This is a genomic window from Streptomyces sp. NPDC001443 (genome assembly GCF_053597355.1).
The window spans coordinates 81,394-105,224 of sequence record NZ_JBSFIA010000024.1 but is presented as its reverse complement, the minus strand read 5'-3'; the positions used below and the strand labels follow the sequence as shown (position 1 = coordinate 105,224).

24 protein-coding genes are annotated in these 23,831 nt (G+C 72.9%); 11 read left to right on the top strand and 13 right to left on the bottom strand.

The window, feature by feature from the left end; all coding sequences use genetic code 11:
* Nucleotides 1–59 precede the first annotated feature (59 nt).
* Nucleotides 60–1,439, top strand: a complete 1,380-nt coding sequence (locus tag ACWC24_RS24300) for an 8-oxoguanine deaminase (protein ID WP_450664963.1) — start codon at nucleotides 60–62, stop codon at nucleotides 1,437–1,439.
* Between the two features lie 73 nt (nucleotides 1,440–1,512).
* On the opposite strand, the gene ACWC24_RS24295 is transcribed toward ACWC24_RS24300, so the two are convergent.
* Entirely contained in the window at nucleotides 1,513–2,265 is a 753-nt protein-coding gene (locus tag ACWC24_RS24295; RefSeq protein WP_450664999.1) for a chitosanase, read from the bottom strand.
* A gap of 280 nt (nucleotides 2,266–2,545) precedes the next feature.
* Nucleotides 2,546–4,021, bottom strand: coding sequence for an MFS transporter (locus ACWC24_RS24290; protein ID WP_450664962.1), 1,476 nt, complete (start codon nucleotides 4,019–4,021; stop codon nucleotides 2,546–2,548).
* Between the two features lie 100 nt (nucleotides 4,022–4,121).
* Here ACWC24_RS24290 and ACWC24_RS24285 point away from each other — a divergent pair, with 100 nt between their 5' ends.
* Entirely contained in the window at nucleotides 4,122–4,523 is a 402-nt protein-coding gene (locus ACWC24_RS24285; RefSeq protein ID WP_450664961.1) for a winged helix-turn-helix transcriptional regulator, read from the top strand.
* Nucleotides 4,524–4,566: 43 nt separating this feature from the next.
* Here the strand turns inward: ACWC24_RS24285 and ACWC24_RS24280 are convergent, their stop codons facing one another.
* From ACWC24_RS24280 to ACWC24_RS24265, 4 genes are all read right to left on the bottom strand, one after another.
* On the bottom strand, nucleotides 4,567–4,992 hold the full coding sequence (locus ACWC24_RS24280; RefSeq protein ID WP_450664960.1) for an acyl-CoA thioesterase: 426 nt from the start codon (nucleotides 4,990–4,992) through the stop codon (nucleotides 4,567–4,569).
* Between the two features lie 102 nt (nucleotides 4,993–5,094).
* Nucleotides 5,095–5,787 carry a hypothetical protein gene (locus ACWC24_RS24275; RefSeq protein WP_450664959.1) on the bottom strand — a complete coding sequence of 231 codons (693 nt, stop codon included), beginning with the start codon at nucleotides 5,785–5,787 and terminating at the stop codon, nucleotides 5,095–5,097.
* Nucleotides 5,788–5,837: 50 nt separating this feature from the next.
* Nucleotides 5,838–6,437 carry a histidine phosphatase family protein gene (locus ACWC24_RS24270; RefSeq protein WP_450664958.1) on the bottom strand — a complete coding sequence of 200 codons (600 nt, stop codon included), beginning with the start codon at nucleotides 6,435–6,437 and terminating at the stop codon, nucleotides 5,838–5,840.
* An 18-nt stretch (nucleotides 6,438–6,455) separates the two neighbouring features.
* Entirely contained in the window at nucleotides 6,456–7,664 is a 1,209-nt protein-coding gene (locus ACWC24_RS24265; protein ID WP_450664957.1) for a pyridoxal phosphate-dependent aminotransferase, read from the bottom strand.
* A gap of 87 nt (nucleotides 7,665–7,751) precedes the next feature.
* On the opposite strand from ACWC24_RS24265, the gene ACWC24_RS24260 reads away from it, so the two are divergent.
* Nucleotides 7,752–8,450, top strand: a complete 699-nt coding sequence (locus ACWC24_RS24260; RefSeq protein WP_450664956.1) for a winged helix-turn-helix transcriptional regulator — start codon at nucleotides 7,752–7,754, stop codon at nucleotides 8,448–8,450.
* 111 nt (nucleotides 8,451–8,561) lie between these two features.
* Here the strand turns inward: ACWC24_RS24260 and ACWC24_RS24255 are convergent, their stop codons facing one another.
* From ACWC24_RS24255 to ACWC24_RS24245, 3 genes are all read right to left on the bottom strand, one after another.
* On the bottom strand, nucleotides 8,562–9,377 hold the full coding sequence (locus tag ACWC24_RS24255) for a hypothetical protein (RefSeq protein WP_450664955.1): 816 nt from the start codon (nucleotides 9,375–9,377) through the stop codon (nucleotides 8,562–8,564).
* Complete coding sequence (locus ACWC24_RS24250; RefSeq protein ID WP_450664954.1) at nucleotides 9,377–10,639, bottom strand: VWA domain-containing protein; 1,263 nt, start codon at nucleotides 10,637–10,639, stop codon at nucleotides 9,377–9,379. The genes ACWC24_RS24255 and ACWC24_RS24250 overlap by 1 nt, the downstream gene beginning before the upstream one ends.
* Before the next feature lie 83 nt (nucleotides 10,640–10,722).
* Nucleotides 10,723–12,252 carry an IucA/IucC family protein gene (locus ACWC24_RS24245; RefSeq protein WP_450664953.1) on the bottom strand — a complete coding sequence of 510 codons (1,530 nt, stop codon included), beginning with the start codon at nucleotides 12,250–12,252 and terminating at the stop codon, nucleotides 10,723–10,725.
* 103 nt (nucleotides 12,253–12,355) lie between these two features.
* Here ACWC24_RS24245 and ACWC24_RS24240 point away from each other — a divergent pair, with 103 nt between their 5' ends.
* The 4 genes from ACWC24_RS24240 (at nucleotide 12,356) to ACWC24_RS24225 (ending at nucleotide 15,650) form a co-directional block, all read left to right on the top strand.
* The gene (locus ACWC24_RS24240) at nucleotides 12,356–13,978 is read left to right on the top strand and encodes an IucA/IucC family protein (RefSeq protein ID WP_450664952.1); all 1,623 of its coding nucleotides are present in this window, start codon (nucleotides 12,356–12,358) and stop codon (nucleotides 13,976–13,978) included.
* A 157-nt stretch (nucleotides 13,979–14,135) separates the two neighbouring features.
* Nucleotides 14,136–14,345 carry a DUF4287 domain-containing protein gene (locus ACWC24_RS24235; RefSeq protein WP_450664951.1) on the top strand — a complete coding sequence of 70 codons (210 nt, stop codon included), beginning with the start codon at nucleotides 14,136–14,138 and terminating at the stop codon, nucleotides 14,343–14,345.
* A 118-nt stretch (nucleotides 14,346–14,463) separates the two neighbouring features.
* Nucleotides 14,464–15,378: a HipA family kinase gene (locus ACWC24_RS24230; RefSeq protein WP_450664950.1), complete on the top strand. Its 915-nt coding sequence runs from the start codon at nucleotides 14,464–14,466 to the stop codon at nucleotides 15,376–15,378.
* Nucleotides 15,375–15,650: a SelT/SelW/SelH family protein gene (locus ACWC24_RS24225; RefSeq protein WP_450664949.1), complete on the top strand. Its 276-nt coding sequence runs from the start codon at nucleotides 15,375–15,377 to the stop codon at nucleotides 15,648–15,650. The genes ACWC24_RS24230 and ACWC24_RS24225 overlap by 4 nt, the downstream gene beginning before the upstream one ends.
* 13 nt (nucleotides 15,651–15,663) lie before the next feature.
* Here ACWC24_RS24225 and aceB read toward each other — a convergent pair whose 3' ends face one another.
* Complete coding sequence (gene aceB / locus ACWC24_RS24220; RefSeq protein WP_450664948.1) at nucleotides 15,664–17,289, bottom strand: malate synthase A; 1,626 nt, start codon at nucleotides 17,287–17,289, stop codon at nucleotides 15,664–15,666.
* A 140-nt stretch (nucleotides 17,290–17,429) separates the two neighbouring features.
* Nucleotides 17,430–18,044, bottom strand: coding sequence for a nucleotidyltransferase family protein (locus tag ACWC24_RS24215; RefSeq protein ID WP_450664947.1), 615 nt, complete (start codon nucleotides 18,042–18,044; stop codon nucleotides 17,430–17,432).
* A gap of 54 nt (nucleotides 18,045–18,098) precedes the next feature.
* On the opposite strand from ACWC24_RS24215, the gene ACWC24_RS24210 reads away from it, so the two are divergent.
* On the top strand, nucleotides 18,099–18,515 hold the full coding sequence (locus tag ACWC24_RS24210; protein WP_450664946.1) for a hypothetical protein: 417 nt from the start codon (nucleotides 18,099–18,101) through the stop codon (nucleotides 18,513–18,515).
* Between the two features lie 138 nt (nucleotides 18,516–18,653).
* Entirely contained in the window at nucleotides 18,654–18,968 is a 315-nt protein-coding gene (locus ACWC24_RS24205; protein WP_450664945.1) for a DUF5955 family protein, read from the top strand.
* A 27-nt stretch (nucleotides 18,969–18,995) separates the two neighbouring features.
* On the opposite strand, the gene ACWC24_RS24200 is transcribed toward ACWC24_RS24205, so the two are convergent.
* Nucleotides 18,996–19,796, bottom strand: a complete 801-nt coding sequence (locus ACWC24_RS24200) for an IclR family transcriptional regulator (protein WP_450664944.1) — start codon at nucleotides 19,794–19,796, stop codon at nucleotides 18,996–18,998.
* A 280-nt stretch (nucleotides 19,797–20,076) separates the two neighbouring features.
* Here ACWC24_RS24200 and allB point away from each other — a divergent pair, with 280 nt between their 5' ends.
* Nucleotides 20,077–21,417 (top strand): allantoinase AllB, encoded by a 1,341-nt coding sequence (allB, locus tag ACWC24_RS24195; RefSeq protein WP_450664943.1) that lies wholly within the window; start codon nucleotides 20,077–20,079, stop codon nucleotides 21,415–21,417.
* Between the two features lie 63 nt (nucleotides 21,418–21,480).
* Nucleotides 21,481–22,629, top strand: coding sequence for an allantoicase (gene alc / locus ACWC24_RS24190; RefSeq protein ID WP_450664942.1), 1,149 nt, complete (start codon nucleotides 21,481–21,483; stop codon nucleotides 22,627–22,629).
* Nucleotides 22,630–22,724: 95 nt separating this feature from the next.
* Here the strand turns inward: alc and ACWC24_RS24185 are convergent, their stop codons facing one another.
* Nucleotides 22,725–23,732, bottom strand: coding sequence for a magnesium transporter CorA family protein (locus ACWC24_RS24185; protein ID WP_450664998.1), 1,008 nt, complete (start codon nucleotides 23,730–23,732; stop codon nucleotides 22,725–22,727).
* Nucleotides 23,733–23,831 lie beyond the last annotated feature (99 nt).

Genomic DNA, 23,831 nt, shown 5'->3' with positions numbered 1-23,831 from the left:
ACGGCACTCGGATCTCCTAGGGTCCTGCCGTGCCCTCCCCAGAGCGAAAAGGACGAACCATGGCAGCAGCCCAGCGCATCGTCATCGACAACTGCGCGATCGCGACCGTGGACGCCGACGACACGGAACACGCCTCGGGACACGTGATCATCGCCGGCAACCGCATCGAGGCGGTCGGTGCGGGCCGGGCCCCGGACGGCCTGGAGGACGTCGTGCGCCGCATCGACGCCACCGGCCACCTGGTCACTCCCGGGCTGATCAACACCCACCACCACTTCTACCAGTGGATCACCCGAGGCCTGGCGACGGACCACAACCTCTTCGGCTGGCTCGTCGCGCTCTACCCGACCTGGGCGCGCATCGACGAGCCCATGGTGTACGCGGCCGCCCAGGGCTCCCTCGCGGTGATGGCCCGCGGCGGCGTCACCACCGCCATGGACCACCACTACGTCTACCCCGAGGGCTCCGGCGACCTGTCCGGCGCCATCATCAGGGCCGCCCGCGAGACGGGCGTCCGCTTCACCCTCGCCCGCGGCTCGATGGACCGCAGCGAGAAGGACGGCGGGCTGCCCCCGGACTTCGCCGTCGAGACCCTCGACGACGCGCTCGCCGCCACCGCGCGGACCGTCGACGAGCACCACGACGCCTCCTTCGACGCGATGACGCAGGTGGCCGTGGCGCCCTGCTCGCCCTTCTCCGTCTCCACCGAACTCATGCGCCAGGGCGCCGAGCTGGCCCGGGACAAGGGCGTGCGGCTGCACACCCACGGCTCGGAGACGGTCGAGGAGGAGAAGTTCTGCCACGAGCTGTTCGGCATGGGGCCGACCGACTACTTCGAGTCCACCGGCTGGCTCGGCGAGGACGTGTGGATGGCGCACTGCGTCCACATGAACGACTCCGACATCGCCGCCTTCGCCCGTACCGGGACGGGCGTGGCGCACTGCCCGTCCTCCAACGCCCGCCTTGCGGCCGGCATCGCCCGGGTCCCCGACATGCTCGCGGCCGGTGTTCCAGTCGGTCTCGGCGTCGACGGCACCGCGTCGAACGAGTCCGGCGAACTGCACACCGAACTGCGCAACGCGCTGCTCATCAACCGGCTCGGCGCCCGTCGCGAGGCCGCCCTGAACGCCCGTCAGGCACTGCGCCTGGGAACCTACGGGGGCGCCCGGGTCCTCGGCCGGGCGGCCGAGACGGGGTCGCTGGAGCCGGGCAAGCTGGCCGACCTGGTGCTGTGGAAGCTCGACACGATCGCCCACGCCTCCATCGCCGACCCGGTGACCGCGCTGGTGTTCGGAGCCGCGGCCCCGGTCACCGCGTCGTTCGTCGACGGCCGTCAGATCGTGGAGAACGGACGGCTCCTGACCGTCGACGAGGACGCGATCGCCCGTTCCACCCGGACCGAGGCCCAGCGCCTCGCGCGGATCACGGCCCAGGGCTGAGCCGGTCCGCCCTGGCCCGGACGGAGGAGGGGTACGGCAGCCGCCGCACCCCTCGTCCGCGCCGGCGACCGACTCAGTCGATCTCGTAACTGTCCCCGTAGACCTTCCACTTGAGGGGGGTGGCGAGCCCGAGATTGCCGTCGCGGAGGAACACGCGCTGGGCCGTCTCGACCCGGCTGACGTCGCTGTGGGCGGCCTCCTGCTTCATCGCCCGGACCCGGGCGTCGAGAAACGCGTTCAGATACGCCGTCTCGTCGCCGCCGTCCGCGGGGGTGACCGCGTGCTGCCGGGCCCGCTCGCGGATGCCGCCGAAGCTGAGGGCGTCCGTGCCGGGGCCGTGCATCACCATGGCGTCGTAGTAGACGAACTGGCCGAGCGTGCCGAGGCAGTCCTGCTTCGCGCGCGCCACCGCCGGGTCGAAGTAGCCGCGGTCGCGTTCGTCGCGCTGGGCCCTGCGGAAGGCGGACGACTCGGCCGCCGTGCGCCAGGCGGCCGGGAAGCCGGGGTCCAGGCCGGTGTGGGAACCGCTGCCGTTGACCGCGCGCAGCGCGGGCAGATAGCCGGCCAGGACGTTGTCCGGGACCCGCTCGGTGTACAGCTCCACCAGGGCCAGCATGTCGTCGGTGCCGGAACAGAAACCGATGACGCCGCCGGTGTAGCCGCGGCCGTCGCCGATGTCCTCGATGTACCCGTACTGCGCCTCCCAGTCCAGGGACGAGTTCTCCGCGCTGGAGACCAGCCGCATGGCGAGGTCCTTCTTCGCCGGGTCGTCGAGCCCTCTCTGCGAGGCGCCCGCCTCGGCCGAGGGCCATCCGGCGGTCACCATCGCCGTGCCGAGAGCGGCGAGCAGCGTGCGGCGGGCGGCGATTCTGCGGAAGATCGGCACGTCGTCTCCAAAGTGGTTCGCTGTGAAGGGCGGTCGGGTGCGCACCGACTGGGGAACGCGTGGGGACGGCCGTAGGAAATCACCGTAAGCCTAAGAACTTATGAACAGTCGGGTTCGAGGCGGTCCCCGGCGACCGTCCCCACGTACCGCCGGACGGCGGCCGGGCCCGCCTCGGAGCCCGCGGACGGCCTGGCGGGGCCGCGCCCCGGGGAGCCGGGTGTCACCGGGTGGCCGGGCCGGGGGGTGCGGTCCGCGGACGCAGTGCCGTCGCCGCCAGTGCCAGCGCGCCCGTCGCGATCAGCGCCGCCACCCGGAACGCCAGCCGGTAGCCCTCCGCGGTGGCCGGGACGAGTTGCGCACCCTGCTCGACCAGTGCGTCGGTGTGGCCCGCCGCGAGCGTCGACAGCACCGCGAGACCCAGCGAACCGCCCACCACCTGCGTGGTGTTGAACAGCCCCGAGGCCAGACCGGCGTCCTCCGGCCGGGCTCCCGACATGGCGAGCCCGGTCAGCGCGGGCATCGCGGCGGCGAAGCCGACGGAGAGCAGGAGCAGGGGAGGAAGGACGTCCCCGGCGTACGAGCCGCCGACGGGCGCACGGCTCAGCAGGGCCGTTCCGGCGACGACGAGGGCCAGTCCGGCGAGCAGCACCCGGTACGGGCCGAACCGGCCGACGGTCCTCGCCGAGAGGCCCAGCATCAGCACGCCGATCGTGACAGGAGCCGGCAGAAAGGCCGTGCCGGTGATCAACTCGTCGTATCCGAGCACGCGTTGGAGGTAGAGCGCGCCGATGAACTGGAAGCCGTACATCGTCGCGATCATCAGTACCTGGACGGCGTTCGCCCCGCTCAGCAGCCGTGAACCGAACATCCGCAGCCGCAGCAGCGGGCGAGCCGCCCGTGCCTGGCGGAGCGTGAACGCCACGAAGAGGACGAGGGCGAGCGCCGACAGCGACAGCGTGGCCGTGAGCGCCCGGTCACCGGCCCCGACGATGACGTAGACCGTGAGCGTCAGCGCGCCGGTGACCAGCACGGCTCCCGGGAAGTCGGCGCCCCCGCGCAGGCCGGTGCCCGGCTCGGGCGCCAGGACGCGGACCGCGGCGAACAGCGCGACCAGGCCGATCGGCAGATTGATCAGGAAGATCCAGTGCCAGTTCAGCGCCTGGGTCAGCGCGCCGCCCAGGAACGTGCCCAGGGCCCCGCCCGCCGCACCGACCGCGCTGAACACCGCGATGGCGCGGGCCTGTTCCCGCGGCTCCGGGAACAGCGCGACCAGCATGCCGAGCACCACCGCCGTGGTCATCGCCCCGCCGACACCCTGGAGGGCCCGCGCCGCGATCAGCGTCTCCCGGCCGGTGGCGACCCCGCAGAGCACGGAGGCCGCGGTGAACACGGCGAGCCCGGTGGTGAACATCCGTCTGCGGCCGAGCAGGTCGCCGAGCCGGCCCGTGAGCAGCAGCAGACCGCCGAACGGGATCAGATACGCGTTGACGACCCAGGCCAGCCCCGGTCCGCTGAAGCCGAGATCGCTCTGGATCGCGGGCATCGCCACGGTGACGACGTTGCCGTCCAGGATCGTCATCAGCGTGCCCGCGCACAGGACGGCGAGGGCCGACCGGCGGGAGTACGAGCGGGGGTGGGTGCGGTGACGGGTCCGGGGCAGTGGTGGCTGCGTCGGTGTCTCGGCCGTGGTCGACATGGTCTTCCGGTCTCCGTATTCTCGGGAACGCCCTTGGTGCACGACTTGTAACGGAGTTCATCGTGGGTGACCGTGGAGGCCGAGGTAAGGAGGCAGTCCGATGTCCCGGAGGAACACCGGTGTTACCGCCCAGGTCGTGAACGCGCACGCCTGCCCGGTGCGTGAGGTTCTTGACAGGGTCTCCGGAAAATGGAGCGTGCAGATCCTGGTGGCGGCGACGCACGGCCCGATCCGCTTCACCGAACTGGAGCGCAGCATCGAGGGCATCAGCCGGCGCATGCTGACCCTCACCCTGCGCAACCTGGAGCGCGACGGGCTGCTGACGCGCACCGTACACCCGACGGTGCCGCCCAAGGTCGAGTACGAACTCACCCAGGTAGCGCGTGAGTTGCACGAGACCCTGCAACGGCTGACCGACTGGGCCGAACGCAACCGGGTGTACATCGCGGAGGCGCGCGCGGCCTACGACGTCGAGCACAGCCCGGAGTTGATCGACGCGTAGGCCGCCGTCCGTCAGTGCTCCGGGACAGGCGGTCCGGCCCGGCTCACAGCCCGAACAGGGCCGGGTCCGCCGCCAGTGCGCGGAAGTACTCGCGCGGATCCGCCACCAGTCTGCGTTCCTTGAGGTCCATCAGTCCGCCGACCGCCGTGACCTCGGCGGCCACCGTGCCGTCGTCCGTCCGGCGGATCGTCTGCTCGATCCGGAACGTCTTGCCCTCACCCCAGGTGAACGCGCAGGTCACCTCGACCTCGTCGCCCGCCAGTAACTCCCGCCGGTAACGGATGGTCGTCTCCAGCGCGACCGGACCCACCCCCTTGGCCACCAGCCCCGACTGGCTGATGCCGGCCGCCTTGAGCAACGACCAGCGGGCGTGCTCCGCGTAGTTGAGGTACACGCTCTGGTTGAGGTGGCCCTGTACGTCCGTCTCGTAACCGCGGACGGTCACCAGGACGGAGAACGGCTCGCTCACTGCTTCTCCCTCGCGTCGTCGGGCACTTGTCGTCGGGCACTTGCCGTCGGGCTCTCGCCTTCGTGCTCGTCGGTGCCCGACGCACCGATCTTGGCACGGCCGTCAGGCCCGGCGCGGGGAGGCCAGCAGATAGCGCTCCCGGGTCCGGGGGTCGGTGTGTTCGCCGGTCTGCCAGCCCGCCTTCTCCAGGGTGAGCGCACACGCCCGCAGCGCCTCGACGTCCGGCTCGTGCACGGCGACGGCCTCCGGCTGCGGGGTCGCGCGCACCCGGTAGCCGGCCGTGTCCGGGCCCGCCGGCCGGTGGCCCGCCGCTTCCAGGGCGAGCGCGGCCGCCCGCACCAGATGCGCCCGCTCCCAGCCGCAGGGCAGCTCCGTGGCGCCGCCCGGACTCGTCATCCGGCGCAGCTCCAGCAGGCCCTGCCAGGCACTGTGCACCTCGCGCGCCCGCGCGCGGCCCGCGGCGGTGTCCGGCCCGTCGGGCCCCTGCGGCCGGTCCTCGCCGCCGACCCGAGCGGCGAACACCCCGGTGTCGGCGGGAGCTTCCGGAGGCGCGGCACTCCGGCCCGGCGGCCCCTGCGGAGGCCGGTCCGTCGTCTGCGGCACGGGCTCGGCCGTCTCGCGTATCCGGTGCCCGGCCGGAGTCAGGAAGTGGTCGTGGGGCGGCCGCGGGTGCCGGAAGGCGAGCCCGTGCCGCACCAGCGCCGCGAGCTGCGCCTGCGTGCCCCGCAGCCGTCCGGTCACGGGCTCGGCGGCGTCGATCACCCGCCGCTGCGCGGCGGTCGGCGGTCGTGTCACGGCAGGACTCCCTCCCTGTCCCACGGGCCGCGGGGCGACCCACTCGAAGGCTACGGGTGGGGTCTGACATTCCAGCCGGCGAGCACCGGCCGCCCGTGTTCCGTACTCAGTCGGCTCAGCGCCCCCGTCGCGAGCTGGAACAGCGCGCCGTCCGCCGGGGGCAGTCCCAGCCGGCGGGCGGTGAGGACCCGCAGGAGGTGACCGTGCGCCACCAGCACGACGCACCCCTCGGTGTTGGCGAGCGCGGCGTCCACCTTGGCCAGCACCCGGTCGGCGCGCTCGCCGACCTCCTCCGGGGTCTCCCCGGGACGCTCGGGCGGGCCCGCCGGCACGCCGTCGGTGAACAGGAACCAGCCCGGCCGGGTGCGGTGGATCTCGACGGTCGTGACCCCTTCGTACGCGCCGTAGTCCCACTCCTGGAGGTCCATGTCGATCCGTACGTCGTGCAGACCGATGAGCTCGGCCGTCTCCCGCGCCCGCTGGAGCGGGCTGACGAAGGCGGCGCCGATGCGGTGCGAACGGATCAGCGGCATCAGGCGGCGCGCCTCCTCCCGGCCGCGCTCGGTCAGCGGGACGTCGGTGCGGCCCGTGTGCCGTCCGGACCGCGACCACTCGGTCTCACCGTGCCGGACGATAAAAAGATCACCCATGCCGCCAGGGTATGGCGGCTACTGGCGGTACCCGCTCAGGAACCTGCCGATCCGTCCGATGGCCGCCTCCAGCTCGTCCGCGTGGGGGAGCGTGAGAATCCGGAAGTGGTCCGGGGTGGGCCAGTTGAACCCGGTGCCCTGGACCACCTGGATCTTCTCCCGCAGCAGCAGGTCCAGGACGAACTTCTCGTCGTCGTGGATCCGGTGCACCTTGGGGTCCAGGCGCGCGAAGGCGTACAGCGCGCCCTTCGGCTTCACGCACGACACCCCCGGGATCTCGTTCAGCTTCTCCCAGGCGACGGTGCGCTGTTCGTACAGCCGGCCGCCGGGGGCGGTCAGCTCGTGGATGGACTGGCGGCCGCCGAGCGCGGCCTGGATGGCGTACTGGGCGGGCGCGTTGGCGCACAGCCGCATGGAGGCCAGCATGGTCAGGCCCTCCAGATAGCTCTTCGCGTGCTGCTTGGGGCCGGTGACGACCAGCCAGCCCGAGCGGAAGCCCGCCACCCGGTACGTCTTGGACAGGCCGCAGAAGGTGAGGACCACCAGGTCGGGGGCGAGCGCGGCGGCCGAGTGGTGCACGGCGTCGTCGTACAGGATCTGGTCGTAGATCTCGTCGGCGAGGACCATCAGGCCGTGCCGGCGGGCCAGGTCGAGGATGCCCTCGACGATCTCCTTGGGGTAGACCGCGCCGGTGGGGTTGTTCGGGTTGATGATCACGACCGCCTTGGTGCGGTCGGTGATCTTCGACGCCATGTCGTCCAGGTCCGGGTACCAGTCGGCCTGTTCGTCGCACAGGTAGTGGACCGCCTTGCCGCCCGCCAGGGTGGTGACGGCCGTCCACAGCGGGAAGTCCGGGGCGGGGATGAGGATCTCGTCGCCGTCCTCCACCAGCGCCTGTACGGCCATGGAGACCAGCTCGGAGACGCCGTTGCCGAGGAACACGTCGTCGACGTCGACCTCCAGGCCCCGGTCCTGATAGCGCTGCGCGACCGCGCGGCGGGCGGAGAGGACGCCGCGCGAGTCCGTGTAGCCATGGGCCCGGGGAAGCATCCGGATCATGTCCTGGAGGATCTCCTCCGGCGCCTCGAAGCCGAACAGCGCCGGGTTGCCGGTGTTCAGGCGCAGCACACTGTGACCCGCCTCCTCCAGGGCGTTGGCGTGCTCGATCACCGGACCGCGGATCTCGTAGCAGACCTCGCTGAGCTTGTTGGACTGCCGGAACTCCATGCGCCGCCGCCTCTCGGATATCTGATGTTGCTTGGTTTTACCAAGTGGGAGCTTGGAAAGTCCAACAACATGTCTAGACTGCGTCGCATGCCACCTCGCCGAAGCTACGACCAGTACTGCTCCGCCGCCCGCGCGCTCGACGTCGTCGGCGACCGCTGGACCCTGCTGATCGTCCGCGAGCTGCTCGCCGGACCGCGCCGCTACACGGACCTGCACGCCGACCTGCCGGGCGTGAGCACGGACGTACTGGCCTCGCGGCTGAAGGACATGGAGCGCGACGGCCTGGCCACCCGCCGTCGGCTGCCCCCGCCCGGCGCCGTCCACGTCTACGAACTCACGCCCCACGGCCGCCGGTTGCGGCCGGTGCTCCAGGCGCTGGGCGCGTGGGGCGAGGCGGAGCTGGGGGAACGGCGGCCCACCGACGCGGTACGCGCCCACTGGTTCGCGCTGCCGCTGCTGCGGGCGCTGCGGGAGGCCCCCGCGGCCCGGGGCGTCCTCGAAGTCAGGCTGGAGGAGGGCAGGTTCCATCTGTACGCCGGTGACGGCGACGGTGACGCGGACGGGCCGGTGTACGGCGACGGGCCCGCGCCCGTCGGCCCCGACGCGCTGCTGATCCTGGACACCGCCACCTGCGAGGCCATGGCCCGGGGGCTGCTCACGCTGTCCGATGCGGTGCGCGAGGGGCGGGCCGAGGTCGGCGGCGACGGCCCGCTGGCCAAGGAACTGGCCGGACTGTCCGGACCGGCCGAGCCGACCGAGACGGCTGAAGTGGCCGAACCGGTCTGACCGGTGGACCCGGTGGACCCGGTGGGCCCGGTGGCGGCTCCCGGGTGAGAGACGAACGGGCCGGTCCCGGCGCGCGCGAGGCGGCCGGGACCGGCCCGGAGGGCACGGGCGTCAGACGCCCGGCGGCACGTTGCGCGGGCGGCCGTGGCCGCGGGTCAGCGCGTACCCGCCGATGCCCGCGAGCGCGGCCAGCATGCCGCCCACCGCGGTCCACACCCAGCGGTCGGACCACCAGTTGGACGACCAGCCGTCGTCCGGCTCGATGCTGGAGAGCACCGCCGACTTCGCCGAGCCGTCGGAGCCGTTCGACTCGTCCTTCTTGGACGTGACCGCGATCCCCGGCACCAGGGCCTCCGACAGCGAGCCGTCCACGGCGGCCGCACCGCCGATGTCCTTGGACTCCACCGACATCTCGGCGCTCACCGGCAGACCCAGGTCGGCCGTCTTCAGGCCCACCACCGTCAGCCGGACGTAGTAGGTGCCGGGCAGTGGGGCGTCGTCCCACGGCTCGGTCCAGGCGCGCACCGTGCGCATCGTGCAGGCCAGTTCGACGGAGGTCGAGCCCGGCTGGGCGGTGCGCGTCTGCGCCCCGTACTGGCAGGCCTGGCGGCGGCGCAGACCGTCGTACACGTCGATCTGCCAGGACTGGCCCGCGTGGGTGTCCGGCAGCTTCACCGTCGCCTTGACGGTGGGCCGCTGACCGGCGTCCGCCGGGAACGACCAGTACAGGTAGTCACCCGCGGAGCCGCTCGCCGTGGCCGTCACGCCCTGCTCGACCTCGGTCGCCGTACGGAACGAAGTGCCCGCCGTGGTGGGCGCCTTGGCGTCGTCGGTCGGGCTCGCGGAGGGTGAGGAATCGGCCGCCGCGGGACCCGCGGCCAGTCCGAGGGTCAGCAGCGCCAGGCTCAGCGCACGTGTGATTCGCATCAGTTGGTCCTCCAGACCGCGACGCGCCAGCGGGACAGCCAGCCCCACAGCACACCGGCGAGGAAGCCGGCCAGGATCAGGGCGCCGAGCAGCCACCAGCCGCGGCCGAGGCCGAAGGAGGCCACGTCGCTCGCCCGGGACGGGCCGTCCACGACGTCGACGGTCAGCTCCAGCGGCATACCGGGCGTGGCCTTCACCCCGGCTGCGGCGGAGAAGGAGTTGGTGACCTGGAGACACACCGTCTCGGCGGGCGCGTTCTCCTCGTCGCTCTCGGCCTTCGGGTAGCGCAGGCCGGTCGAGACGACGTCCGTGCGGCCGTTGCCCGCGGCCTCGCCGCGCACGATCTCCCGGGCGTGCACGGTCACCGCCCGCAGCAGCACCCCGTAGTCGGGGTTCACGGCCCGGTCGGCCGCCACGCTCACCGAAGCCCGCAGCTCCTGGCCGGGGTTGACGTCCACCCGGTACCAGCGCTCCTGGCCGAACTCCTCACGGTCGGTGTACAGACCGGACTTCAGGGTCGGCGCCTGGGAGCACGCGGCCGCGCCCTCCGTGGCGACCGGCGTCACCACCGGATCGGCCGCCCGGTCCACCAACTGGTTGACCTTGTCCGTCAGTTCGTCGGCGTGCTCCACCGAGGTGTAGGTCCCGCCGGTCGCCTCGGCGATGCAGCTCAGCTGCGCGCGCAGCTTGGTGCTCGGCACCAGGCCGAGCGTGTCGATGGTGAGGCCGACGCCCTTGGCCGCGATCTCGCGGGCCACCTCGCACGGGTCGAGCGGGGCGCAGGTGTCCTCGCCGTCGCTGATCAGCACGATGCGCTTGGAGCCGGTCCCGCCGTCGAGGTCGTCGGCGGCCTTCAGCAGGGCGGGGCCGATCGGCGTCCAGCCGGTGGGCGACAGGGTCGCCACCGCCGTCTTCGCGTCGGTCCGGTTCAGCGGGCCGACCGGGTAGAGCTGCGCGGTGTCCTTGCAGCCCGTCTTGCGGTCGTCGCCGGGGTAGTTGGCGCCCAGCGTGCGGATGCCGAGCTGGACCTCCTCGGGCGTCGCGTCCAGCACCTCGTTGAACGCCTGCTTCGCCGCGGCCATCCGCGACTTGCCGTCGATGTCGTTGGCCCGCATCGACCCGCTCACATCGAGAACGAGGTCGACCTTCGGTGCGTCGGCGGTGGTCTCGTCGGCGACCGCTCCGGCAGGGAACGCTATCCCGACCGTGAACGCGGCGAGCAGGGCGCAGATCCCTGCCGCCAGCCGTTGTGTTCTGATCATCGGCGGATCCTATTGACCGGACGGGTCCCGCCACAAAGCGGGGTCCGCCCCGCGCCGCCCCCCGGCCCCGCGCCCAGGGCCCGTCAGACGGGCCCCAGCGGATTGGGCAGCCGCGCCCACTGGTCCCCTGCCACCCCCGGCGACAGCCTCATCAGCGTCAACGCCTTTACCGGCAGCGGCTCTTCGAGCAGCGCCTTCAGATCCGCGGTGCGCGGCAGATCCGGTACGGCCCGCTCCAGCGCCGCGCGCAGCGCCGGTGCCGAGCCGGCCGTCGCGGCCAGCGAGCCCGCCACCAGCGAGCCGAACAGCTTGCGCCGCAGGGTCGTCACATCGTCCGTGACGGTGCGTCCGGTCAACGCGGGGACCGGGACGCCGTGTCGGGCCAGCCGCAGCGGGCCGACCCGGATGTCGGCGAGGTCCCGGTAGACCAGGCGCAGCGGCGCGCCCGTCGGCGACAGCACCACCAGCAGGTTCTGGCCGTGCGCCTCCAGGGCTGCACCGAGCTCCAGCAGCCGCAGCCCGACGGTCAGCGCGAGCCGGGCGAAGTCCGCCAGCCAGCCCGGCGACCGGGGCAGACCGGTGGTCGCCAGGGCGGCCACCGGCACCACGTGCTCGCCCGGAGCCCCGTACGCACCCGGCGACTCCCGCAGCACGGCCGCCAGGTCGGGCGAGTTCGCGGTGGCCGCGCCCAGGGTGCGGGTGACGTGCAGCAGGCCGTCCGTGCGCGCCGCGAGGTCCTGTCCGAAGTCCGAGAGGACCGCGGACAGCGAGACGGACCCGACGGAGATGTCCCGCACGGAGGACGTCAGCCGGGCGCTGAGCGCCGTCTTGACGTGCGGACCGCCGGGCACGGCCAGGGTGCGCAGCGACATCAGCGGATGCGCGTCGAGCCCGGTGTCGCCCGTCCGCTTCAGCACGTGCGCCGCCTGCCAGGGGTGCACCGGCAGCACCGTCCGCCGTCCGTCCCGCAGTCGGTCCGGCCACTCGCCCGTCACCAGGCACTCGTCCGCATCCACCGGCACCAGGCCCAGCCGCACCAGCGGCCGGTGCTCCGGCCCGTACGCGAGCTGCTCGGCGACCGAGAAGCCGGGCCGGGAGCGGCAGTTGGGGTGGTACGGATGCCCGTCCACCACCCGCTGCTCCCACTCCCACTCGTCCGTCGGCCACCCGTCCGTCGACGGCTCGTCGGCGACCCGCTCGGCGGGGCGATCCGGCTGTCCGGCCCGGGACAGCGCCAACGACGCGACACTGTGGTCGAGTTCGGCCGCGAAGGCCGCGCCGTTCGGCACGCCGAGCGCGGTGAGCAGCCGCTCCGGACGGTCGTGCGCCACCCCCTCCAGCTCCACCGAGGTGACGTACGCGGCGGTGGCGTACGGGTCCGGGGCCGGACCGTGCAGTCTGCGGCCGTCGGACAGCCGCAGGGTGAGCCCGTCGCCGCCGGCTTCCCGGCCCACGATCCACGGCAGCGGCTCATGGGCGAGCGCGCGCCACAGCCGGGTCAGGACGGCCGCGCGGGCGCCGGGCAGCTCGGCCGCGAACCGCGCCACGAGGCCGGGACGCACGGCGGCCAGTTCGGCGGCGACCGCGTCCTCGGCGCCGGAAGATCGGTACACGGTGGGGCTCCTCGGGTACGAGTGGGGTGGGACTGGTCGGTCAAGGCAGGTGGTGACAGCAGAGATACTGATCATCTCCGTCCGGACGGACCGTAGGGAACGAGTGGATCGCGTGGACCTCCTGCCCCCGCACGCCGACGACGACGCCGCCCAGCCGGGCGACGGCGACACCGCCGTGCCCGCCGGTGACGGCGCGGTCCCGCCCGTCGCCCCGCGGTCCGGCGCGTCGCCCGTCGGCGTGTCGCGCGACAGCCGCACCGACCCGGCCGACGCCTACGCGGCCGCCCCCCTGCTCAACTGCCTGCTGCGCGAGGTGGCCCGCCCGCCGGGCGACCCCGCCGGTCCCGGCGAGCGCCCGGTGTACCGCCTGCCCGGCGGCGACCGGCTGCTGCGGGTGCGCGGTACCCGGCGGCCCACCGAACCCGAGGTCTACGCGGCGGGCGCCTGGCACCGCCTGGACCACCCGGAACTGGTCAAACTCGTCGCCGAGGAGCTGCGCCGGCACACCGGGCTGTCCAACCACGAACTGCCCGCCGAGATGATCGACAGCAGGGACGCGGTCGCCGCGCTGCTCACCGCCCGCGCCGCCGCCACCCCGCCCGACGACCTCTACCTCCGCTCCGAGCAGTCTCTGATCACCGGCCACCCGTACCACCCCGCCCCGAAGGCGCGCGGCGGCGGCCCGGTGGCCGGCTGGCTGCCGTACGCCCCCGAGGCGTACGCCCGCTTCCCGCTCGTCCTGCTCGGGGTGCGCGAGGACCTGGTCGTCGAGGAGGGCGACACCGCGGCCCTGGACACCCTCGGCGAGGCCCCGCCCGGCTACCGGCTGCTGCCCGCGCACCCCTGGCAGCTCGACCTGGCCGGCCACGACCTCGCCCCCGCCTTCGCCGACGGCCGGCTGGTCCGGCTGGGCACGACCGCCTCCGCGGTCCGGCCCACGGCCGCGATCCGTACGACGTACAGCCCGGAGCGGGACGTCTTCCTGAAGTTCAGCCTGGACGTCCGCATCACCAACGACATCCGCCGCCTGTGGCGTCACGACCTGCTGAAGCTGCGCCGGACCGACACGGCGGCCGGACACGCCCTCGCGGCGGTCGAGGGACCAGCGGCCTGGCTCAGTGACCGCGGCTACCGCACCGCCGCCTTCGCCTTCGAGGAACTGGCCGTCCTGGTCCGCGACGGACTGCGCGAGCACCTGCGCCCCGGCGCCACACCGCTGCTCGCCGCGGCCCTGGCCGAGGGCTTCGCGGGCAGCCCGCTGGACGGCACGAAGGACCCCGAGGCCTGGTGGGAGGCCTATCTGGGCGCGGTCGTCCCCCCGGCCCTCGCGGCCTTCGCCGACCACGGCGTCGTACTGGAGGCGCACCTCCAGAACACGCTGGTCGCGGTCGACGCGGACGGCACTCCGGTGCAGGCGCTGTTCCGGGACGCCGAGGGCGTCAAGCTGCTGCCGGACGTGTCCCGGGAGGCAGGCTGGGAGCGGCTGGTCTACTGCCTGGTGGTCAACCACCTCACCGAGATCGCCGGCGCGCTGGCCGAACGCCACCCCGGATTCGATCCCTGGCCGGCCGCCCGCCGCGAGTTCGCCCGCCACGACCTGGCCGAGGTCGGCACCCTGCTCGCCTCGCCCACCCTGCCCGGCAAGACGAACCTGCTGCTGCGCTGGACCGGTGCGGACGGCGCCGACGCCCGCTACCTGCCGCTGCCCAACCCGCTCGCCGGATGAGCCGCGGCGGGAAGCGGGCGGCCTGCGCCACAGCGTGTGACTCAGGTCACTTCGGTGGAGCGATCATTCCTTCCCCTCCCGCCGGTCGTACCGACAACAGCGCACAGGACCGGCGCCCGGCGCAGCCGGACCGGCCGACAGGGAGGACGCGACCGACATGACCGCACCCGTGAAGGGCCCCGCCAGCTACTTCCCCTCGATCGAGAAGAAGTACGGCCGACCGGTCGCGGAGTGGCAGGACCTGATCCGTTCCTCGCCGCTGACCAAGCACATGGAGCTCGTCTCCTGGCTCAAGACCGAGCACGGCCTGGGCCACGGCCACGCGAACGCGCTCGTGGCGTACACCCTCGCCGAGAGGACCGGCTGAGACGGCCGAGGCTTCGGCCGCCGGCGTCCCCCGTCGCGATCAGTGGCAGACTCTCGGAGTGTGCACGCCGGGAGTCGGTCGTGGATCGAGAGGCTGAAAGGTCGGGTGGCCTGAGAAAATGCTGAGAGAGGTCACCGCGACCCGCTACCTCACACCCCTGCACTCCGGGGGTTCCGTCCCCGGCGTCGTCGAGGCCGACGACCTCGGCACCTACGTCGTGAAGTTCACCGGCGCCGCGCAGGGCCGCAAGGCGCTGGTCGCCGAGGTGATCGTGGGCGAACTGGCCCGCGCCCTCGGGCTGCGCTTCCCCGAACTGGTCCTGGTGCGCTTCGACCCGCAGCTCGGCGCGGACGAACCGCACCAGGAGGTGCGGGACCTGCTGGACGCCAGCGGGGGCGTCAACCTCGGCATGGACTATCTGCCGGGCGCCAAGGACTTCACGCCCGACGTGGCCGGGACGTTCGACGTCGACCCGGTGGAGGCGGGCCGGATCGTCTGGCTCGACGCCCTGACCGTGAACGTCGACCGCACGGTGCACAGCTCCAACCTGATGGTCTGGCCCACGTTCGGCACGGTCCCCCCGCGACTGTGGCTGATCGACCACGGGGCCGCGCTCGTCTTCCACCACCGCTGGGACTCGGCGGCGCCGCAGAAGGCCTACGACTTCCGCCATCACGCCCTCGGCCGGTACGCACCGGACACCCGGGCGGCCGACGCCGAGCTGGCCCCCAGGGTGACCGGGGAACTGCTGCGCCGGATCGTCGCCGAGGTACCCGACGCCTGGCTGGCCGACGACCCGGAGTTCGCCACGCCCGACGAGGCCCGCAGCGCGTACGTGGATCATCTGCACGCCCGGGTGCGGGCCTCCGCCGCCTGGCTGCCCACCGACTTCCCCAGCGGGGAGGAGCTCGCCGGCGAGGAGGCCCGGCGGCGGGCGAGAACACGGCAAGGCCGGCCGGACTGGCTCAAGACGGTCCCCGATCTGCACGGCAAGCCGGCCGCGGAACAGGATTGGTCGGTGCATCTGCAATGACGGACGTCCGGCGGGTGGAGATCGAGTACTGCACCCGGTGCCGCTGGCTGCCCCGGGCCGCCTGGCTGGCGCAGGAACTGCTGACCACCTTCGAGGCCGAGCTGACCGAGCTGGCGCTGAAGCCGGGCACGGGCGGGGTGTTCGTCGTGCGGGTGAACGACGAGGTGGTGTGGGACCGGAGCGAGCAGGGCTTCCCGGAGCCCACGGAGGTCAAGAAGGCGGTACGCGACCGAGTGGCCCCGGGCCGCTCCCTGGGCCACTCGGACCGGTGAGGCCGGGCGGCGCTCAGCCCCGGAGCTGCTCGTAGGCGGGCAGGGTCAGGAAGTCGGCGTAGTCCTCGTCGAGGGCGACCCTCAGCAGCAGGTCGTGCGCCTGCTGCCAGTGGCCGGCGGCGAAGGCGGCCTCGCCGATCTCCGCACGGACGGCGGACAGCTCCTCCGCCGCGACCTTGCGGGCCAGCTCCCGTGTCGCCTTCTCGCCGTTCTCGAACTCCACGCCCGCGTCGATCCACTGCCAGATCTGCGAGCGGGAGATCTCGGCGGTGGCCGCGTCCTCCATCAGGCCGAAGATGGCGACCGCGCCGAGGCCGCGCAGCCAGGCCTCGATGTAACGGATGCCGACCTGGACGGCGTTGACCAGTCCGGCGTACGTCGGTCTGGCGTCGAGGGAGTCGACGGCGATCAGGTCGGCCGCCTCGACGCGGACGTCCTCGCGCAGCCGGTCCTTCTGGTTCGGGCGGTCGCCGAGCACGGCGTCGAAGGAGGCGAGGGCGATCGGCACCAGGTCCGGGTGGGCCACCCACGACCCGTCGAAACCGTCGCCCGCCTCACGGTCCTTGTCGGCCCTGACCTTCTCGAAGGCGATCCGGTTGGCCTCCTCGTCGCGCCGCGACGGGATGAACGCAGCCATGCCGCCGATCGCGTGCGCCCCGCGCTTGTGGCAGGTGCGGACCAGGAGTTCGGTGTACGCCCGCATGAACGGGGCCGTCATCGTCACGGCGTTGCGGTCCGGCAGCACGAACCGGGGCCCGCCGTCCCGGAAGTTCTTGATGATCGAGAACAGGTAGTCCCAGCGGCCGGCGTTCAATCCGGAGGCGTGGTCGCGGAGTTCGTAGAGGATCTCCTCCATCTCGTAGGCCGCCGTGATGGTCTCGATGAGGACGGTGGCGCGGACCGTGCCCTGCGGGACGCCGAGGTGGTCCTGCGCGAAGACGAACACGTCGTTCCAGAGCCGGGCCTCCAGGTGGGACTCCGTCTTCGGGAGATAGAAGTACGGTCCCTTGCCGAGGTCGAGCAGCCGCCGGGCGTTGTGGAAGAAGTACAGCCCGAAGTCGACGAACGCGCCGGGGACCGGGGTGCCGTCGGCGTCGACGAGGTGACGCTCGTCCAGATGCCAGCCGCGCGGCCGCATGACGACGGTGGCGAGTTCCCCGGCGGCCTTGAGGGCGTACGACTTCCCGGTGCGCTCGTCGGTGAAGTCGATGCTCCGGGCGTAGGCGTCGCTCAGGTTGAGCTGGCCCAGGACGACGTTCTCCCAGGTCGGCGCGGAGGCGTCCTCGAAGTCCGCGAGCCACACCCGGGCACCGGAGTTGAGCGCGTTGACCGTCATCCTGCGGTCGGTCGGGCCGGTGATCTCCACCCGCCGGTCGTCCAGGGCCGCGGGGGCCGGGGCCACCCGCCAGGAGTCGTCCGCGCGGATCGCGGCGGTCTCCGGGAGGAAGTCGAGCGTGGCGGTGCGGGCGATCTCGGCGCGGCGCTCCGCCCGGCGGGCCAGGAGCCCGTCCCGGCGCGGTGTGAAACGCCGGTGCAGCTCGGCCACGAAGGCGAGCGCGGCGTCGGTGAGGACCTCCTCCTGCCGGGGCAGCGGTGCGGCGTCGACGATGGCCAGCGGGGACGGCGCTGGTGCGGACATGAGCTGTCACTTCCTTCAGCGGGCGTGGCACCGGGTGCCGGACGAACCGGGTGAGGCGGACGGCGTCGGGAGTGCGGCCGGACGCATTTGATCAATGGATACTAGTTTCCTCATCGCGGAAGCTCAACGCTCTGTCGGCGTCACTCGAGGTGGGCCAGGTCGGCCTCCGTGTCGATGTCGTACGGCCGGGCCACGTCCCCGCACTCGACGAGCGTCACCGATGCCGCGTGCTCCCGCAGGTAGGCGCGCGCCCCCTGGTCGCCGGTCGCGGCGGCGGCGACGCCCGCCCAGTGCTCGGACCCGAACAGGACGGGATGGCCGCGTACGCCCGCGTAGGAGGCCGAGACCAGGGACGCGCCGTCCCGGTGGGCGGCCAGCACCCGCCGTACCGCCTCCGGGCCGATGCCGGGCTGGTCGACGAGCGAGACCAGCGCCGCCTCCGCGTCCGTTCCGGTGAGCGAGGCGAGCCCGGCCCGCAGCGAGGTGCCCATGCCCCGCTCCCACTCCGGGTTGTCCACCAGTACGCAGCCGCCGAGCTCCGCCCGCCGTCGTACGGCGTCCGCCTGCGCCCCCAGGACCACGTGGACGCGCCGGCACCCGGCCGACCGCAGCACCCGGACCGCGTGCTCCACCAGCGGCCGTCCGCGATGCGTGAGCAGGGCCTTGGGCCGTCCGCCCAGCCGCCGTCCGCCGCCCGCGGCTAGCAGCAGACCCACGACCACCGGCGGGCCGGGCGTCGTCTGCGAAGTCGTCATGGACCCTGCATACCGCAGGATGCGGGTGGAGGCCGGGACGGTGCATGGGGTTTCATGGAAACCGGAGCAGTACCGGGGGCGAAGCCGGGCACTTCGGCGGCCCAGGGCGCCGGGCCCTCCCGGAGTCCGGCGCGGCAGGGCACGACGCCCGCCGGCGACGAGGGGCGGACCGGCGGGAACCCGGAGCCGACCGCCTCGGCGAGCCGCACCGTTGACGCGGGCGCGGCGCCGGACCTCGACCGGAAGGGCATCGACGTCACCAGCGGCTGTCACCTGACGCTGCGCGACGACGCGCTGCGGCCGACCGGTGACGACACCCCCGTCGACATCGAGTACCACGCGGACCTCGACCGGATCCGGACGGACGCCAGGATCATCCCGCTCGCCCGGACGCAGAAGGGCACGCGATGTGCAGGTCTGGCACAGCGCGCTCTGACCGATTCGATCTCCTTTGCGTACAAAGGAAGTTGACGATGCATCGGACTGGCGGACGCGGGTCCCGGTGGCGTTAACTGGGCGCCCGTCCCGACGGGGTGCCGGGCGTGGGGCGCGCGGCGGGGACGGTGGGGTGCGGGTGTGGGGTGTGGGCCACGGGTGAGGGGGAGGACTGTGTTGCGGAGTGTGGAGCAGAAGTCTGTGACCGGGAGCGACGAGGATCTGCGGGTGGCGGGGCTGCGCTCCGCGGTGTCCCGGCTGCGCCGCGAACTCGCCGCCCACCCGGCCGAGTTCTCCGACCGGGACATCGCCGAGGACGAACTCGCCGCACTGAACGCCATGACGGCCGGGGGCGCCCCGGAAATCCCGCGGCTGCGCCGCTCGTTGCTGCTGATCGCGGGCGCCATCGGCTCGGTCAGCGCCCTCGCGCAGGCCCTGGCGGACGTCCGTACGGCGGTCGAACTCTTCGGCGAGCCCCCGCGGCGCTGACTTTCGGACGGAGTGCGAGGGGGCGGACTACGCGTTGGCGGTGTTCGAGCCGGCCAGCGCCTCCGACAGTTCCCGGGCGACCTGCTGGAGGACCGGCACGATCCGTTCCGTGGCCGCCTCGGTGACCCGGCCCGCCGGGCCGGAGATGGAGATCGCGGCGGCGGTGGGGGAGTCCGGCACGCAGACCGCGAGGCAGCGCACCCCGATCTCCTGCTCGTTGTCGTCGACGGCGTACCCGGACCGCCGTACGTCATCCAGCGCCGCGAGGAAGCCCTCGGGCGTGACGATCGTCTTCTCCGTCGCCGCGGGCATGCCGGTACGGCCGAGCAGGGCCCGTACCTCGTGGTCGGGGAAGTCGGCCAGCAGTGCCTTGCCGACGCCCGTGGAGTGCGGCAGGACCCGCCGGCCGACCTCGGTGAACATGCGCATCGAGTGCCTGGACGGCACCTGTGCCACGTACACGATCTCGTCCCCGTCGAGCAGCGCCATGTTCGCCGTCTCACCGGTCTCGTCCACCAGGCGGGCCAAATAGGGCCGGGCCCAGGTGCCGAGCAGCCGCGAGGCGGACTCGCCGAGACGGATCAGCCGCGGACCGAGCGCGTACCTGCGGTTGGCCTGCTGGCGTACGTAACCGCAGGCCACCAGGGTGCGCATGAGGCGGTGGATGGTGGGCAGCGGCAGTCCGCTGCTCACCGAGAGCTCGCTCAGTCCGACCTCGCCGCCCGCGTCCGCCATCCGCTCCAGCAGGTCGAAGGCGCGCTCCAGGGACTGGACCCCGCCGCTGGCGGACTTGGCGGAGTCGGTGGTGCTGGCGCTGGACGTCGGCACGGCGCGTTCCTTTCGGCGTGGCGGGAGATCAGCAGCCTACCCGGCAGCGGGCCGACCGCCCGGGAAAGCGAAATGACATTCTGCTTATCGGAAGGACGATTCCGATGGATGGAAAAGCGCAGGCGCGGGGGTGCTCGGTCCGCTGCGGGCGGGGGCGCTCTTGACGACGCGGGGGCGGGAGTGAAGACTCCTTCAACAGAAAGTTGAATTCCGTTACGTGGAAGTAAATCCCGTGTCTCGGAAGGGCGCGGAACCGAACAGCGGCAGAGAGAGGGTCCAGGTGTCCGACGCCGAACTGGTGTTGCGCTCAAGACGCGTCGTCGCCCCGGACGGGACACGCGCCGCCTCGGTCGCGGTTCGTGCCGGGAAGATCACGGCCGTGCTGCCGTACGACGCCGAGGTGCCGTACGGGGCCCGGCTGGAGGACCTCGGCGACGACGTCCTGCTGCCCGGCCTGGTCGACACCCACGTCCACGTCAACGACCCGGGCCGCACCGAGTGGGAGGGCTTCTGGACCGCCACGCGCGCGGCGGCGGCCGGCGGCATCACCACCCTCGTCGACATGCCGCTCAACTCCCTCCCGCCGACGACGACCGTCGAGCACCTCCGTACGAAACAGCGGGTCGCCGCGGACAAGGCGCACGTCGACGTCGGCTTCTGGGGCGGCGCCCTGCCCGGCAACGTCGAGGACCTGCGCCCGCTGCACGACGCCGGCGTCTTCGGTTTCAAGGCGTTCCTGTCCCCGTCGGGCGTGGACGAGTTCCCGCAGCTCGACCGGGACCGGCTCGGGCGCTCGCTCGCCGAGATCGCCGGCTTCGGCGGCCTGCTGATCGTGCACGCCGAGGACCCGCACCACCTGGACGCAGCCCCGCAGCGCGGCGGCCCCAGGTACGCCGACTTCCTCGCCTCCCGGCCGCGCGACGCGGAGGACAGCGCCGTCGCCGCGCTCGTCGCGGAGGCGAAGCGGCTCGACGCGCGCGTGCACGTCCTGCACCTGTCCTCCGGCGACGCGCTGCCGCTGATCGCCGCCGCCAAGGCCGAGGGCGTGCGGGTCAGCGTCGAGACCTGCCCGCACTACCTGACCCTGACCGCGGAGGAGGTCCCCGACGGCGCCAGCGCGTTCAAGTGCTGCCCGCCGATCCGCGAGGCCGCCAACCGGGACCTGCTGTGGCGGGCGCTGGCGGACGGCACCGTCGACTGCGTGGTCACCGACCACTCGCCGTCGACGGCCGACCTGAAGACCGACGACTTCGCCACCGCCTGGGGCGGCATCTCCGGCCTCCAGCTCAGCCTGCCGGCCGTCTGGACCGAGGCGCGCGGACGCGGACACGGCCTGGAGGACGTCGTGCGCTGGATGTCCGCCCGCACGGCACGGCTGGTCGGACTGGACGGCCGCAAGGGCGCCGTCGCGCCCGGCCACGACGCCGACTTCGCCGTCCTCGCCCCCGACGAGACGTTCACCGTGGACCCGGCGGCCCTCCAGCACCGCAACCGCGTCACGGCGTACGCGGGCAAGACCCTGCACGGGGTCGTGAAGTCCACCTGGCTGCGCGGGGAGCGCATCTTCGCGGACGGCGTGTTCACCGCCCCGAAGGGCCGACTGCTCACCCGCACCCCCTGACCCGCTCCCCTTGACGCGTCCCGCCCCGCAACGGCCGGCTCCCGAGAGGAACACCTGATCACCGTGACGGCGCAGCACGAACTCCCCCTGGTCCGCTTCACCGGCGACGCGAACCCCTACGGCGGCGGTGACCCGTACGCGGACTACCGCACCGCCGACTTCCCCTTCACCCACCACACCGACCTCGCCGACCGGCGGCTCGGGGGCGCCGTCGTCGCCGCCAACGACGAGTTCTTCGCCCAGCGGGAGAACCTGCTGCTGCCCGGCCCCGCCGAGTTCGACCCCGAGCGCTTCGGGCACAAGGGCAAGATCATGGACGGCTGGGAGACGCGCAGGCGGCGCGGTGTCTCGGCCGAGCACCCCTGGCCGACGGCCGAGGACCACGACTGGGCGCTGGTCCGCCTCGGCGCGCCCGGCGTCGTCCGGGGCGTCGTCGTCGACACCGCCCACTTCCGCGGCAACCATCCCCGGGCGGTCTCGGTCGAGGGCACGTCCGTGCCGGGCTCCCCGTCCCCGGCGGAACTGCTCGGCGACGACGTGAAGTGGACGACGCTCGTCCCGCGCACCGAGGTCGGCGGCCACGCGGCGAACGGGTTCTCCGTCTCGGTCGAACAGCGCCTCACCCACCTGCGCGTCAACCAGCACCCCGACGGCGGCATCGCGCGCCTGCGGGTGTACGGGGAGGTCGTGCCCGACCCCGGGTGGCTGGCGGTGCTCGGCACCTTCGACGTGGTCGCCCTGGAGAACGGCGGCCGGGCCGAGGACGCGTCGAACCTGTTCTACTCCCCGGCGGCGAACACCATCAGGCCGGGCCGTTCCCGCCGGATGGACGACGGCTGGGAGACCCGCCGCCGCCGTGACACCGGCCACGACTGGATCCGCTACCGGCTGGCCGCCCGGTCGGCGATCCGCGCGATCGAGATCGACACGGCGTACCTGAAGGGGAACGCGGCGGGCTGGGCGTCGGTGTCGGTGAAGGACAGCAACGACGCCGATGCCGCCGACGACGGCGACTGGACCGAGATCCTGCCCCGCACCCGGCTCCAGCCCGACACCGGCCACCGCTTCGTCCTGCCGGACCCGGCCGTCGGCACCCACGCGCGCGTGGACATCTTCCCGGACGGCGGCATCTCCCGGCTGCGGCTGTTCGGTTCCCTGACCCGGGAGGGCACGGCCGCGCTCACCGCGCGGTACCAGGAACTCGGCGGCTGAGGCGGCTGAGGCGGCTGAGTCGGCTGAGGCGGCTCGGGCGACCGAGGCGGCTGAGGGCGGCACTCGGGGGCGGGGCCCGGGGCCGACCGCCGCGGTCAGGGCTGGGAGTCGAGGGCGTCCAGGTCGTCCAGCGCGTCGCGGGCATGGTTGACGCGCAACTGCCGCCAGTGCGTGCGGTACAGCACGTAGTACATGGCCATGACCACGGCGAGCAGCTGAAGCCCCAGACCGAGCCACAGGAACGAGTCCTCGCTCTGCATCCCGCTGGTCAGGAAGGCGAAGTTCATCCCGAAGAACCCGGTCAGGAAGGACAGCGGCAGGAAGATCATCGACACGACGGTGAGCCGGTTGATCACGACGTTCTGCTGGTCGGCGATGAGCGACGTGTAACTTCCCGCGGCCCGCCGGGCGGCGTCCCGCAACGACTCGATCTCCAGGAGCACCAGCTGCACCGTGTGCTCGTGCAAGCTGTTCAGCGCTCGCCGCTCCTCCGTGAGGCCGTGGTTCGTCATCCGGCGGCGGACCAGGACCTCCTGCGCGAGCGCGGCGTACGGCAGGAAGGCGCGATGCAGCTGCGCCGCGCGCCGACGCTGCCGGGCCAGCATCCGGACCTGCTCGGGCCGCCGTTCCACGAACATCGCCTCCTCGAGGTCCTCGACCTCCAGATGGGAGTCCGTGACGGCACGCCGAAAGGTCTCCAGCACACCCTGGAGAAACAGGAACAGCGCGGTGAACGAGTCGGCGGGCGTGTCCACCGGCAGCCGTCCGACGAAGGTGTCGACCGCGTCGGCGGGCCCCCGGTGGGCGATGACGAGGTGAGTCGGACCGACCAGTACCTGCACGTGGGTGATGCGGCGGCCGCCGTGGACCACCGGTACGACGCAGGCGGCGAAGTCGCCGTGGTACTCGGCCCGCACCTCGTCCTGCGGCTCGCCGAACCACTCCCAGGCCTCGTCCTCCACCCCGAGCAGCCGGGACAGCGGCTGGTCGTCGGACGGTGTGTCGTCGTCCTCCTGCTCGACGGTCACGATCACGAGACCGGAGGCCCGCAGGCGCTCACGGGCCTGCGCCGGTCCTGTGCGGGTGACGACACCTTCCGGCATCGACACCACCGATACGATCATCGTCCCTCACCGTGGATGGAGTGCTGCGGGCGGTCGCGCTCCCGGCGCGGCACCGGACACCTCGGCAGGTGCAAACTG